We start from the raw sequence: 14,406 nt of genomic DNA, 5'->3' as shown, positions 1-14,406 counted from the left end.
TGAAGCGGTTACGGTTATTATGTCTGAAAAAGGGCTTATTCGTTGCCAAAAAGGACATAATATTGATGCTAAAACGGTGGGCTTTAAATCTGGTGATGATTATTTTGATGCCGTTGAAGGTATGAGTAATCAACCGGTACACTTAATTGATACCACAGGACAAAGTTATACCGTTGATGTTGATGCCTTACCTTCTGGTCGTAGCAAAGGCGATGCGCTAACTGAACGATTAAAAGTCCAGAAAGGTGCGCAATTACGTCATGTTGTTATGGGCGAAAACACCGATAAGATCTTAATGGCGTCTGATGCCGGTTATGGTTTTATCTGTCAGGTTGATGATTTAACTTCTAAAAATAAAGCAGGAAAATCACTACTGACTTTACCTGAAAATGCATTACCATTACCGCCACAACGCTTGAATAATGAACTAACTGATCTCATTATGATCATTACTAAAGGCGGTAGAATGCTGATTTTTGAAGCAACAGAACTACCAACTATGGTAAAAGGAAAGGGAAATCAGATGGTTTCTATTCCTGCTTCACAAGCAGCAAGTGGTGAAGATAACGTCGCTTGGTTACGAGTATTACCTGAAAATGCCTCTGTTACTCTGCATTTTGGTAAACGTAAAATGACAATGTCGATGAATGAGTTAGTTAGCTTTAAAGCAAAACGTGGACGTCGAGGAACTTCTTTACCTCGCGGCGCTCAAGTTATCGATCATATTGATATTGAAACAAATTAAATCTAATACTTAATTTATATTGAGTGGGTCTTTTGACCCACTTCTATTTAGGACGCTAAAACTTATGTTAGCCATTATTCGAGGCATTATTGTCATTCTTTACACCATTATTGTGGTGACGTTTGGAATGATTTATTGCATGTTTTCACCAAGAAATCCTAAACATGTAATGACTTACGGACGAGCATTTGGCAAGTTATCTACTGTTTTTGGCATTAAGCTTGTTGAACGTTTTCCAAAAGATGCAAAAAACTATGGCCCCAGTATTTATATTGGAAACCATCAAAACAATTTTGATATGGTGACGATGTCCAATGCGGTACAACCTAATACCGTAACAGTGGGTAAAAAAAGCTTAATTTTTATTCCTTTCTTTGGTCAATTGTATTGGATCACGGGTAATATTTTAATTGATAGAGCAAATCGCTCTAAAGCGCATGGCACTATTTCACAAGTAGCCGATCAAATTAAATCGAAGAAGATTTCTGTTTGGATGTTCCCAGAAGGAACTCGTAGTCGTGGTCGTGGCCTTTTACCGTTTAAAACGGGTGCATTCCATGCGGCTATTCAAGCAGGGGTGCCTATTATTCCTGTTTGTGTTTCTACGACACAGGGTAAAATTAAGCTAAATCGTTGGAATAATGGCTACGTTATTGTTGAAATGTTGCCTCCAATTGATGTTTCAAAATATGGCAAAGATCAAGTTCGAGAATTAGCAGAAGATTGTCGTCAAATTATGAAAGCGAAAATCGAAGAGCTAGATAAAGAAGTTGAAGAAATGAATAAGCGTGATTTTCCCGGTAAATTAAATTAATACTTATTTAGTTTCTTTGTTTGTATGAATATAAGCCTGATCTTCAGGCTTATATTGTTATACTCGTCATACTTCAAGGTGCAAGGTTATTGACTACGCTCATTCGCACTAGTTACATACTTATACATATTCCTAGCGACTCATTCACTTGTCGCCTAATTGCACTTTGAATTATTTAGAGTGCTGGTTATCAACTATTTTTAGGATTTATGTCATATCCGCGCTATTATGCTCCCGTAATTTCATTTAAGTCCTTTTGTCTTTAAATCACAGCAGCTTTTTTCCTGTCACAGTATTTTTGATTATGCGATAGGAATATTTGTATTTTGTTGCGGAGAAAGTATGTCATTTAGTCGTCGCCAGTTTATTCAGGCTTCAGGCTTAGCGGTATGTCTGGGCTCTATATCTTCTTCTGTTCGTGCTGAATCAGTTAATGATAAACAATTACCTATACCGCCATTGTTGGAATCTCGTCGTGGTCAGCCGTTGTTTTTGACATTGCAAAATGTGCATTGGGCATTTAATGGTACGCAAAAAGCGGAAGTTTGGGGGATCAATGGCTCCACTCCGGGACCGACAATCAAAGTCAAAAGTGGCGATGATATAAAACTTATTTATAGTAACCGCCTTAATGAAGCGGTATCAATGACAGTAAGCGGCTTATTAGTTCCGGGGACCCAAGTCGGCGGTGCGGCAAGATTAATGTCACCCGGTGCTTATTGGTCGCCAGTATTGCCTATTCGTCAGAAAGCAGCAACATGTTGGTATCACGCCAATACGCCCTTTAAAATGGCACCTCATGTTTATAATGGATTGGTGGGAATGTGGATTGTGGAAGATGAAGAGAGCAAATCCCTACCTTTACCAAAACATTATGGAGTGAATGACTTTCCGATCATTATTCAAGATAAGCGGATTGATAATTTTGGTACGCCACAATACGACAAAGAAGCCGCTAGTGATGGTTTCTATGGCGATACATTGCTAGTCAATGGACGTGAAGATCCTTATATCGAAGTCTCTAGAGGTTGGATACGTTTACGTTTAGTCAATGCATCTAATGCTCGTCGTTATGAACTAACTGCAAATGATGGTCGTTCTCTTTACCTTATCGCTTCTGATCAGGGTTTATTAACGTCTCCCGTAGAGCTGAAATCAATTCCAATGGCTCCGGGTGAGCGACGTGAAATATTGGTTGATATGTCTGAAGGTGGTGAAGTCACCATTACCGCAGGGCAAAGTGCCGGCTTTATGGATAGGCTTCGAGGTATTTTTGAACCGTCTGATTTATTACGTAATGCCAATATACTAACCATTAAACCAACCGGATTAATGTCATTAGTGACAGACAAAGCACCCGCACAATTAGCGGTAGATGACACACAAATCACGACTTCTATTCAGCCTAGAACTATTCAACTGCATAACAGCCCTCCGGGAATAAATAATGCACGTTGGGAGCTTTCAAGAATTGATTTAGTGGGTAAGCAAAATGGGTGGGAGCGTTGGCTTGTAACAGTGCCGACACCACAAGCATTTCATATTGAAGGCGCCCGTTTTAAAGTGATTAACCATAATGGTCAGAAACCAGCTCCAGCTGATTTTGGTTGGAAAGATACCGTTTGGATTGAGACTCAAAGTGAATTGCTGGTGGAATTAAAACAGCCTTCTTATTCGCATTTCCCTTTCTTATATTACAGTCAGTTATTAGAAAATGCAGATAAAGGTATGGTAGGGCAAATGGAAATCACACCTTCAGAATAAAACTAAGTAGTAACACCAAATTAAAAGGAAAACAGTATTTTTAAAATAAAGATACTGTTTTTTTTATATTAAAAATAATGTGGATTATATTTTTTTAGGCTAAAGTTAAATAGAGAAAAATATTCTCAAAAAAATTGTTAATTAATTTGATATTTTTGTTTATTTATTTAAGTTCTCTTTATTAAGTTGATTTAAATATTGTTATCAATGAGGTTAATATTGAAATGGGTTAATTTTGCTTGTTTGTAATATAACAATAAGTGATCTAATCTTGTTTAATCTATCTATTAATTTGTGATTGTGTAGTCAATCTATCTATTTTTGTGGCATGAAATCATATTTTTGAGATGCCCTTCAAGTAATTATTTCTCTAGAAACTAGAGAATCTTCGCGTCTTTTATTTTTGATCCTTAATTAATGTTATTAAATTTTAATATAACTGAAGGTACAGAATGAACAAAGAAATAGCTTTAAGTCATCATCACAAAATGAATAAAAAAAATAAAATAAATAATAATATATTTCAACTTTCCATTGTTGCATCAGCACTTCTTTTTTCTGGATATTCCGTAGCATATTCAGAAGCTGGGCAATTAGGAGATACAAAAAGTTGGGAAAGCCAAGAATATCAAAAAGACTGGGGGCTTGCTGCGATGAATGCCTCTAGTGCTTATGCACTTGGTTTTCATGGGCAAGGTGCCAAAATCGGTGTAATGGACTCTGGTGCATTATTGTCACATCCAGAATTAAATGATGCGCGCTTCCATGCGGTAAAAGCCAAAGGTCAATATGGTTCAACAGGCATGCGTTACCCTCAAGAAATGGGGGGACATTATGAGAAAGGCCAAGCCTTTGATGTTGACGGTGGCTGGATCAAAGGTGTGAATGATACACATGGTACACACGTTACAGGAACCGTAGGTGCAAGTCGTGACGGTAATGGTATGCATGGGGTTGCATGGGGTGCAGATGTTTATTTAGGAAATACTGGCGCAACAGATAGCAATAACTATGGTCCTTATCAAGATTACACTTATTTCTATACTGGCTGGAAAGCGATGGTGGATGCTGGCGCTCAAGTGATTAATAACAGTTGGGGAACAAACCCTCGTATTATTAACACAGTTCCAACTACAGGGCCTGATGGCGGTAATACAACTGTACATATGCCTGTAGATACTACGGCACAAACCGAATACGAATATTTCTATTTTAAAAAAGTCTATGGTGATAAACCTTCCTTTGTTGATGCCGCTTATGACGCTGTAAAAGGCACTAATGTTGTTCAAGTCTTTACAACAGGTAATCGTGACTTTGCTCAACCTTATTATCGTCCTCTTTATCCTTATTTTAATCCTGAAGCTGAACAACATTGGATTGCTGTTGCGGGTCTTAAACAGAATGCGGATAAGTCGGGTTATGAATTAGAAAAAATCTTTAATGAAGCAGGAAATGCGAAATGGTGGACGGTTGTTGCACCGGGTCGTTACATTTATTCGTCAGTTGTTGATGAAGAGGGAAATGCAGGTTGGGATACCTTTAGCGGGACATCAATGGCTGCACCTCATGTTACTGGTGCGATGGGCGTATTGATGTCACGTTACGGATCTATGAATGCTATCCAAGTCCGTGATGTGATGTTCACAACGGCTAATCACCGTAATCCAGATGGCTCTTTATATGATAGCTGGACTGCGGCTGAAGGTACGCCAGATGTCCGTTATGGTTGGGGTACTCCTGATTTAGATAAAGGGATGTATGGTCCTGGTCAATTCTTAGGGAAGTTTGAATATAATCTAAGCATGACACCTCTTGATGTTTGGACAAACGATATTTCACAAACCGCGCTAGATTTACGTAAACAAGAAGATCTCGCATGGTTGCAGGAATATACAGATAAAGGCATTGCTGCTGGTGGTGATTATGTTTTAGGAACTGATTTTGTTATCAACGATGGTAACCCAGATCCAACCTCACACATTGTCAGCAAAGAAGACGCTGAAAAATGGCGTAAAGAGTATTACCAAAAACGGGCTGATGCTATTCAAGCGAAAATTAACGCTGGGTTATATGATGGTGCTTTAGTTAAGAAAGGCGAAGGTACATTAGTGATGACTGGCGATAATACTTATCGTGGCGGTACAACAGTCGAACAAGGTACGTTATATGGCTTTACAGAATCGTTTGGCACAGAAGCGGTCAATGTGAATGGCGGTAAATTAAGTGTTATCGATCGTTATAACGACACTTTCACACAACAAGGTCAACTAGCATCAAATGAGAGTCATAAAGCCAATATTAATATCAACGATAAAGGGGCTTATTTAGTCACTGTAGGGCATGATGTTAATGTTGGTGATATGACCTTAAATAAAGGCGCAAGTTTAGATATTGGTGCTGATAGTGAAGGTCAATTAAAAGATATCTACCTTAATAACACGGTCGCAACAGGTACAGTTAATGCAGACAATTTAGTTGATAATCGTGTTAAAACTAAAATGTTAGCGAATAACGATATTGCTTCAAATAATGATTATGCATTATTTGATAAAAATGTCTCTGTAAAAGACAATACCATTACAGGTACATTAAGTAAGAAAGAAAATACCTCACTGGCAACTTTTGCAAATAATGAAAATGGTCGATCTATTGCTAATGCGTTAGACAATACAGGCAGTGGTGATTTATTTAATGCAGTACTTCCTATGAATGAAAGAGATCTGAATAAGACCTACGGATCATTAGGCAGTGATATGTATTTAAATGCCAACAGTGCGAGTGTCGTCAATGTGTTAGGGTTAACGCGTACAGTGAAAGATCAAGCTATGGGTATTGGTCAAGGTCGCTATGCTAACTTGGATAACAGTAACGCACGTATTTGGATGACAGGCATTGGTCAATGGGGCAATGCTGATTATGGTCACAGCAATATGGATGTTGATTTCTATGTTGGTTTATTAGGCGCAGAAATTGATGTGACCGAAAATACCAAAGCCGGTCTCTTCTTTGGTGCAGGTTCAACCAAATATAAAGGTAATGAACACGGTAAAATAGACAGCAACGATATTCATATTGGTGCTTACGGTGTGTCTAATCTGTATGACGTGGCTTCGTTAAACTATGGTTTCACACATACTAACCAAGATAGAGATGCTAAAAGAACACTTTGGGTAGGACAAAATGCAGGTTATAACTCTACAAGTTATGATGCAAAAATTACTCAAATTTTCTTAGAAGGTGCTTATACTCAATTTAATACTAATCAGTACGCTATTGAGCCATATGCAGGATTTAGCTGGTTGCGTGTATCAACTGACGATATTAATGAAAATGTCGGTAATATGAAATTTACCACTAAGACAGACTCACAAGATATTCAAGTGGGTACTATCGGTTTACGTGGAGGTTATCCATTTATGGCAGGCAATATAAATATGGCATTAAGAGGCGATATTTCTGCAAGCCATCTGTTTGGTGATAATCGTCCTGAATCACGTCTCTTCTTATCAAATTCCGGTGATGCAACATTACGCGGTGGTAAGCTGGATAATTTATTTGGTGTTGGCTTAGGTATTGATGCGCAATTAAGTAAATCAACCACGTTCGGGCTGTCTTACCAAGGTCAATATAATAGTGATGTAAGCTCCAGTGGTATCAATGCAACACTAAAAATTAATTTCTAAATTTATTTTTTAATATTTAAAGCCCTTAGTCATAAGGGCTTTTTTTTTGTATAAAGGTGTAGATAAATAAAGGATTATTTTACTATAAGATAAGGAGTTGTTATGAAGATAAATAATATTTCTCAACAAGTTAGTTCAATAGAAAAATGTGATGTAAATATAAAAGAAAAATATAAAATAAAAAACAGCATTAAAAATATATTAAATACATTTTCTAGTTTTTATGTTGAAAGAAAAAATAATACTTTTTTATCTAAATTATCTTTTTTTATAAAAGAATTATTTAATTTAAAGGTTTGTGTGACTTTTCTATTGGATAAAAGTCAAAATGCTAAATTGAATAATTTATCCACTCTTTTGTCAGAAAGAGAGAGAATAAAATTTAATAATTGTAAGTTAATAAATTCTAACTTTGTTAGTTTTAAGTGTGAGCAATTAGATTCGTTTTTTTTAAGTTTAAATGTTGCAATAAAAAATGGTTGTCATGATAATGCTAAAATTTTAATAAGAAATTATCTTTATGAAAAATCACAAACAAAAGGAGACTTTATTACTATAATGAGTATCTCTCTCGATGTGATTAATAATTATCAAAAAGAAGAATTGAGTAGACATAATTCAGAATGCACTAGTATACTAGATTATATTAATTTTAACTATAAACAACATATTGATATGGCATTAAATTATGCTTGTGAAGAGATTGATGGAAAAGGAACTAATAAATTAGGTAATTCAATAAGACATTTAGTTAATACAATGCATGATATTTACTCTATGGAAATGGAGAAGAGATTTATTATAAATATAGCTAAATGTTTTATGAGTAAAATAGCGAAGTATAATGTTGAAAATTATAATAATGAAATTTTTATAAATTCGATAATAGAACTCTTAATAAATAAATTAAAAAATAATGAAGGTGTCAAGGAGTTTGTGGATAACATACTTGACTCAGAAGTATTAGAATATGAGGATATTATTAATGCAAAAGATAAAACTGCAAACGATAAAATTTTTATATTTGAATATAATCGAAAAATAAAAAAACATTTTAGTGAAAATATAAATAATGATGAAGTGAAAAATAATATAGCTAATGTTATTAGAGATAATTATGAGATTATTTTAAATAAAATGAAAAATAAGTCTAATTATCTTGAGAATGAAAGGGTTTTACTCGATGTTATTGATTATTTAAAGAGTGAGAATGATTGGAGTTTAAATTTATTATAAATGAGTTATACCTCTCTAATAAATCTTATTAAAGAGGTTTTTATTTAACTCAACGCCACTTTAATTCCCAAACCAATTAGTATTACACCTAGTACTTTATCAATACTTTTTTGGATTTTATTGAGCACTTTTCTTACTGGAGCACTTTGAATTAATAAAACAAGCAAAGGCCAATAAACGATAGCTAATCCCCAAATAATAAAGGCATACCACAATTTTTCACCGATGCTTGAATCGACACTTAATACTTGAGTGAAAACGGCAAGAAAGAACAATGTGGCTTTAGGATTGAGTAAATTACAGAGAAAACCTTGCATAAAGGCTTTCTTAAAACTGATTTGTGAATGTTGTGCTGCTTTTTCATCAATCGAATGATTAGATTTTGACAGTAAGCTTTGAAAACCAATCCATAGCAAATAAACAGCACCCGCATATTTCAAAATAGAAAAGAGCCAAGGTGTTGTTGTGATAAGAACGGCAATACCTGCAACACAATATGACATATGCACAAGTAATGCAGCCACAATTCCCATTGCAGTCATCATTGCCGCAGAACGTTGATAACGTGCAGCATTTTTTACAACGAGAAAAAAGTCAGGACCTGGTGAGATCATACCAAGTAAAGCAATTGTAAAAACAACTAAAGAAGTTTCAAGCATAATAGCGCCTTGTATATAACAATATTATAATGATTGAATCTTATATGATTAAGTTAACACTTCGAGTATAAAGCAATTATTTATTATCAAGGAAGCATAATTTGTATCGACTCAGGTTTTAGCTTTACGTATAGTGTGAACAGTTTTTTTCCCATCTTTACCCGTAGGTGTGTAAATGAATATTAGTTTAATCGCAGCATTAGCGATGGATCGCATTATTGGTATGGAAAAGGCAATGCCTTGGACATTACCCGGTGACCTCGCATGGTTTAAAAAGAATACGTTAAATAAACCCGTTATTATGGGCCGGGTGACTTATGAGTCTATTGGACGTCCTTTACCGAACCGTCTTAATATTGTTTTAAGTAGCCAGCCAGGAACAGATAGCGATGTTGTTTGGGTTAAATCTGTAGAAGAAGCTTTACAAGCTGCTGAAAATCATGAAGAAATTATGGTTATCGGTGGTGGTAAAGTGTATGAGCAATTTCTGCCTATGGCAAATACACTCTATCTAACTCATATTGATGCTGAAGTTATTGGTGATACAACATTCCCAGATTATGAGCCTGATGAGTGGGATTCTACCTTTATGGAATACCATGAAGCAGATGAAAATAACTCACATAACTACTGCTTCGAAATATTAAAAAGAAGAAAATAACAAGAATTAAATAAAAAGGGAGATTAAATATCTCCCTTTTTATTATTCCTATTTTATTTATATAAAAACAATAAGAAATAAGATTTATTATTCTATTTAAATATTCCCTTTTATAAAAAAAGTGGGATTTTAAAATAAACATTATTTATATTTTAATAAACTCATTTTATAAGAATAATATATGAGATATTAATCAATATAGAGATTTTTAATTCTCAATATTGTGTTTTTCTACACTTATTTTTCTATGAAAAAAAATAACATATTGATTATTAATGATTAAATTTAATGATATTTTAAAGTGTTCGTTTTTGTATATAAAACGTTCTCTTTAGAATAAAAAAGAGTAATTTAGGTAATATGTGATGATAAAGCCCACATAGCGCAAAAGGCAATGTAGCCATTTTTGCGCTTCAAGAAAGAAGGGATATAAGTGATTTATTTGGGAGCAGATAGGCTAGATTGAGTGAAATACTGTTTGTCTTCCCAACGTAAACAAGTGAGATTTCCACCCCAGCAACATCCCGTGTCTAACGCATAAACATTATCAGGAGTGCCTTTCCCTTCAAGAGAGGCCCAATGCCCAAATATAATGCTATAACCTTCAGGTAACTGGCTTGGCAAATCGAACCAAGGCTTTAATGGTGCAGGCGCGTCTTGTGGCTTATCTTTGCAAATCATATCAAGCTGACCATTAGGAAAGCAGTAGCGCATACGAGTGAATGCATTAGTGCTAAAGCGTAATCGTGCTAGACCCGAAAGTTCTGGTGACCAGTTGTTTGGTAAATCACCATACATTGAGTTAATAAATAAAGGGTAGCTATCACTACTTAAAATAGCTTCGACTTCACGAGCGCACATTTTGGCTATTTCTAAATCCCATTGTGGCGTGATCCCTGCGTGAGCCATGATGATTTTTTTGTCTTCATCAACTTGCAATACAGGTTGGCGTCTTAACCAATTAATTAATTCATCTGCATCTGGCGCATTAAGTAAATCATTCAGCTTATCTCTTGGTTTGTTGCGGCTAATTTTTGCAAATACACCTAAAAGATGAAGATCATGATTGCCCAAAACGAGTTTAAGTGAAGTGCCTAAGCTTTTTACAAAGCGGAGTACTTCAAGCGAGTCAGGGCCTCGTGCAACAAGATCACCCGTTAGCCACAATGTGTCTTGAGCAGGATCGAAACTGACTTTATCAAGAAGGTGGCGCAGTTCATGGTAACAGCCATGAACATCACCAATTAAATAAGTTGCCATAGTTAGTTTATCAATGTTGGAAGTGCAAGGCGGAAAACAGGGATCTCTATTTGAAATAATCGACCATCAGTGTCAATCATTTCATAATGACCTTCCATTGTTCCCATTGGTGTTTCAAGAACGGCACCACTGGTATAACGATATTGTGTGCCAGGCTCAATAAGCGGCTGTTCGCCAACAACACCTTCACCCCGAACTTCAGTGGTATTACCTTGTGCATTGGTGATTAACCAATAGCGGCGCAGGAGGCGAATTGCACATTTATTCAAATTATGAATTGATATGGTATAAGCAAAAACATATCGTTCATCTTCAGGGGAAGATTGGCTTTCAATGTAAACGCTTTGTACCTGTATCGCCACTTTTGATGAGGTGAACATAGTGCCTCCTGTCTCTGGCTTTATCTTATGCTTGTGAGTCTTGCTTTTGCGATAACCAGTTTGCCACTTTGCAGTATTGCTCAACAGAAATATTTTCTGCTCTTGCAGTTGGATCGATATCAAGTGCTATCATATCTTCTGCTGTGAGTAATCCACCTAAGCTATTACGTAGTGTTTTACGGCGTTGATTGAATGCTTGAGCGGTAATACGGCTAAGCATTGCAATATCCGTTACTGGATATGGCTTTTCTTTGTATGGGATCAAGCGAACAACTGCTGAATCAACTTTAGGTGCTGGTTTAAATGAAGTAGGTGGAACTTCAAGTACAGGGATGATTTGGCAATAATATTGCGCCATCACACTTAAGCGACCATAAGTTTTGCTGCCGTGACCAGCAACAAGGCGATTGACCACTTCTTTTTGCAACATAAATGTCATATCAGAAATTGCGTCAGCAAAACTGAATAAGTGGAACATAAGTGGTGTAGAAATGTTATAAGGCAAGTTACCAAAAACACGCAGGGGCTGCTGACGCTCTTTTGCTAATTGCGCAAAATCAATCGTCATAGCATCTTGCTGAATAATGGTCAGCTTGTCTTTTAATGTAGGATGAACTTCTAAACGAGCGGCTAAATCACGGTCGATTTCGACAACCGTCATTTTATCCATTCTTGCACCTACTGGCTCTGTAATTGCGCCTAAACCAGGGCCAATCTCAACAATGGCTTCACCAGGTTGAGGATAAATGGATTCAACAATACTTTCAATAATATAGCTGTCTGTTAAAAAGTTCTGCCCGAAGCGTTTGCGGGCAAAGTGCCCCTGATGGACTCTATTATTCATTACAATTTTGTATCATATTAATGGCTAAATTTAATGCGGTGCAAAAACTGCCAGCATCTGCGCTTTTCGTACCTGCAAGCTCAAGGGCGGTGCCATGATCAACAGAAGTACGGATAAAAGGAAGACCGAGAGTTATATTCACGGCGCGACCGAAACCCTCATATTTTAGCACAGGTAATCCTTGATCGTGATACATCGCAAGTACCGCATCAGCATGTGTTAAATATTTAGGTTGGAATAAGGTATCAGCAGGGTAAGGTCCATGAAGATGAATGCCTTGCTGACGTAATTGTGTTAATGCAGGCTCTATAATATCAATTTCTTCACGTCCCATATGACCACTTTCTCCTGCATGAGGATTAAGGCCACAAACGTAAATTTGAGGTTCTGCTATACCGAATTTGGTTTTTAAATCGTGGTTTAAAATGGTGATAATTTCATGCAGAAGCTCGCCTGTAATTGCATCGGCCACATCTCGTAAGGGTAAGTGTGTGGTTGCTAATGCGACTCTTAATGTATCTGTCGCCAGCATCATAACAACACGCTCACAGTGGCTACGATCAGCAAAAAATTCAGTGTGTCCTGTAAAATGCACACCGGCATCATTGATAATGCCTTTATGAACAGGTCCGGTCACGAGTGCTGAAAATTCACCATTTAGGCAGCCATCACAAGCACGAGCTAATGTTTCTACAACGTATAATCCGTTGCGCGCATCTAATGTACTTGGAATGACATTAGTGTGAAGTGCGATTGGGAGTACACAAATTTGGCTTGGTATGTGTGTTTTAGGTGGGGTAGCAGGATCGTATTCAACTAATGAAAGAGGCAGGTTTAACAATTCTGCCCTTGTTTTAAGTAATTGAGGATCAGCACAAACAACCCAAGGTAAATCCCAACTCATTTGTGCTAATGAGATAATAAGGTCAGGACCAACCCCGGCTGGTTCGCCGGGGGTGATAACAAGTGGTTTTATTTGCTTAGTTTGCATTATTCTCGTTCATTATTTTCACATAAGCCCCAACTCGTAGCTCTTGCATCCAGTTTTGTACTTCTTCATTAAATTTACGGTTGAAGAGTAAACGGTATGCTTGTTCTTTATTTGCGGCATCTGTTTTATCAACACTACGTGTGTCTTCTAATTCAATTAAATGCCAGCCAAAGTTTGAGCGAACAGGTTGGCTTAATTCGTTTTTATTTAAGCGCATTAACGCATCACGGAATGCCGGATCGTAAACATCAGGCATTGACCATCCTAACTCACCGCCGCGTAATGCTGAACCTGGATCTTCAGAATACTCTTTTGCTGCATCAGCAAAGGTCATTTTACCACTGCGAATATCGGCAGAGATCTGCTGTAACTTGGCATAAGCTTGCTCATCATTCATGATTGGCGAGCTTTTTAGCAGAATATGACGGCTTTTAACTTCCGTAACAGAAAGGGTATTTGAACCACCACGAATATCGTTTACTTTGATAATGTGTAAGCCAACACCAGAATGAAGAGGTCCTACGATTTGACCTTTTTGTGCATTTGCTAACTCTTTTGCAAATAGCGTTGGTAATTCATCAATAGATGCCCAACCCATATTACCGCCATTTAAAGCTTGTGGATCAGCAGAATAAGTTGCAGCTAATTTACCGAAATCTGCACCATTTTTAAGCTGATTCATAATGCGAGTAATAACTTGCTTTGCTTTTTCTATTTCTGCTGGCGCAGGATTTTCTGATAATGGAATTAAGATATGGCTTAGGTTTAGATCAACACTTTGGCTTGCTTGGCTTTCAATTTGCTTAGCAAGAGAATCAACTTCTTGAGGCAAAATAGTAATACGGCGGCGTACTTCGTTGTTACGAACTTCGGCTAACATCATCTCTTTACGGATATCTTGTCGATATTCGTTATAAGAAATACCATCGGCAGCAAGACGCTTTTTCAGTTGCTCAAGAGAGAGTTTATTTTCAGCAGCAATACCCTGAATGGTAGATTCTACTGCGGCATCAGGAATATCAATTTGCATTTGCTGTGCCATTTGCAAAATGATGTTATCCATCACCAAACGCTCTAGAATTTGTTGGCGAAGAACTTGCTCATCAGGCATTTCTTGACCTGCATTTTTGGCGTTCATTTTGACCGTTTGTAACATTCTATTGACGTCACTTTCTAGAACGACACCGTTATTGACGATAGCCGATACACGGTTTAATTCTTGAGCAGCAAATGTTGTTGAGCTGGTGGCTGCACCGACCGTGATCATTAAGCCGATAAACAGCGTTTTCCAATTTTTCATAAGTTTCCCATTATGTATTTTCCGCATCTTATTGCGGGGTGACATATTTATTCAGCCAATTCCGTAGTT

At 36.8% G+C, this 14,406-nt stretch carries 12 protein-coding genes; 6 read left to right on the top strand and 6 right to left on the bottom strand.

Annotated features, from left to right (window positions below; translation table 11 throughout):
* Window positions 1–19: 19 nt before the first annotated feature.
* The 5 genes from QQS39_RS18740 to QQS39_RS15375 all read left to right on the top strand — a co-directional run bounded on the left by QQS39_RS18740 (window position 20) and on the right by QQS39_RS15375 (window position 8,242).
* Entirely contained in the window at window positions 20–745 is a 726-nt protein-coding gene (locus QQS39_RS18740) for a DNA gyrase C-terminal beta-propeller domain-containing protein (RefSeq protein ID WP_432711557.1), read from the top strand.
* Window positions 746–809: 64 nt separating this feature from the next.
* Window positions 810–1,559 carry a 1-acylglycerol-3-phosphate O-acyltransferase gene (locus QQS39_RS15390; RefSeq protein ID WP_151436015.1) on the top strand — a complete coding sequence of 250 codons (750 nt, stop codon included), beginning with the start codon at window positions 810–812 and terminating at the stop codon, window positions 1,557–1,559.
* A 342-nt stretch (window positions 1,560–1,901) separates the two neighbouring features.
* Window positions 1,902–3,323, top strand: a complete 1,422-nt coding sequence (ftsP, locus tag QQS39_RS15385; protein ID WP_151436014.1) for a cell division protein FtsP — start codon at window positions 1,902–1,904, stop codon at window positions 3,321–3,323.
* A 452-nt stretch (window positions 3,324–3,775) separates the two neighbouring features.
* On the top strand, window positions 3,776–7,006 hold the full coding sequence (gene pta, locus QQS39_RS15380) for an autotransporter Pta (RefSeq protein ID WP_285804863.1): 3,231 nt from the start codon (window positions 3,776–3,778) through the stop codon (window positions 7,004–7,006).
* Window positions 7,007–7,108: 102 nt separating this feature from the next.
* Window positions 7,109–8,242, top strand: a complete 1,134-nt coding sequence (locus QQS39_RS15375; protein WP_285804862.1) for a hypothetical protein — start codon at window positions 7,109–7,111, stop codon at window positions 8,240–8,242.
* Between the two features lie 44 nt (window positions 8,243–8,286).
* Here the strand turns inward: QQS39_RS15375 and QQS39_RS15370 are convergent, their stop codons facing one another.
* Window positions 8,287–8,901, bottom strand: a complete 615-nt coding sequence (locus QQS39_RS15370; protein ID WP_285804861.1) for a LysE family translocator — start codon at window positions 8,899–8,901, stop codon at window positions 8,287–8,289.
* 175 nt (window positions 8,902–9,076) lie between these two features.
* Between QQS39_RS15370 and folA the strand changes: the two genes are divergently transcribed.
* Window positions 9,077–9,562, top strand: a complete 486-nt coding sequence (folA, locus tag QQS39_RS15365; protein ID WP_088494660.1) for a type 3 dihydrofolate reductase — start codon at window positions 9,077–9,079, stop codon at window positions 9,560–9,562.
* Between the two features lie 438 nt (window positions 9,563–10,000).
* Here the strand turns inward: folA and apaH are convergent, their stop codons facing one another.
* The 5 genes from apaH to surA are packed head-to-tail and all read right to left on the bottom strand — an operon-like array spanning window position 10,001 to window position 14,337.
* Window positions 10,001–10,822: a bis(5'-nucleosyl)-tetraphosphatase (symmetrical) ApaH gene (apaH, locus tag QQS39_RS15360; RefSeq protein ID WP_285804860.1), complete on the bottom strand. Its 822-nt coding sequence runs from the start codon at window positions 10,820–10,822 to the stop codon at window positions 10,001–10,003.
* A gap of 2 nt (window positions 10,823–10,824) precedes the next feature.
* On the bottom strand, window positions 10,825–11,202 hold the full coding sequence (apaG, locus tag QQS39_RS15355; protein WP_006535978.1) for a Co2+/Mg2+ efflux protein ApaG: 378 nt from the start codon (window positions 11,200–11,202) through the stop codon (window positions 10,825–10,827).
* Between the two features lie 25 nt (window positions 11,203–11,227).
* Window positions 11,228–12,046 (bottom strand): 16S rRNA (adenine(1518)-N(6)/adenine(1519)-N(6))-dimethyltransferase RsmA, encoded by an 819-nt coding sequence (gene rsmA / locus QQS39_RS15350; RefSeq protein WP_088494662.1) that lies wholly within the window; start codon window positions 12,044–12,046, stop codon window positions 11,228–11,230.
* Window positions 12,039–13,037 (bottom strand): 4-hydroxythreonine-4-phosphate dehydrogenase PdxA, encoded by a 999-nt coding sequence (pdxA, locus tag QQS39_RS15345; RefSeq protein WP_285804859.1) that lies wholly within the window; start codon window positions 13,035–13,037, stop codon window positions 12,039–12,041. Before pdxA ends, rsmA begins: the two co-directional genes overlap by 8 nt.
* Window positions 13,027–14,337 carry a peptidylprolyl isomerase SurA gene (surA, locus tag QQS39_RS15340; RefSeq protein ID WP_265576091.1) on the bottom strand — a complete coding sequence of 437 codons (1,311 nt, stop codon included), beginning with the start codon at window positions 14,335–14,337 and terminating at the stop codon, window positions 13,027–13,029. Before surA ends, pdxA begins: the two co-directional genes overlap by 11 nt.
* Between the last annotated feature and the right edge of the window lie 69 nt (window positions 14,338–14,406).

The organism is Proteus appendicitidis (assembly GCF_030271835.1).
GTDB lineage: Bacteria > Pseudomonadota > Gammaproteobacteria > Enterobacterales > Enterobacteriaceae > Proteus > Proteus appendicitidis.
This window is presented reverse-complemented; position numbering and strand designations above follow the sequence as displayed.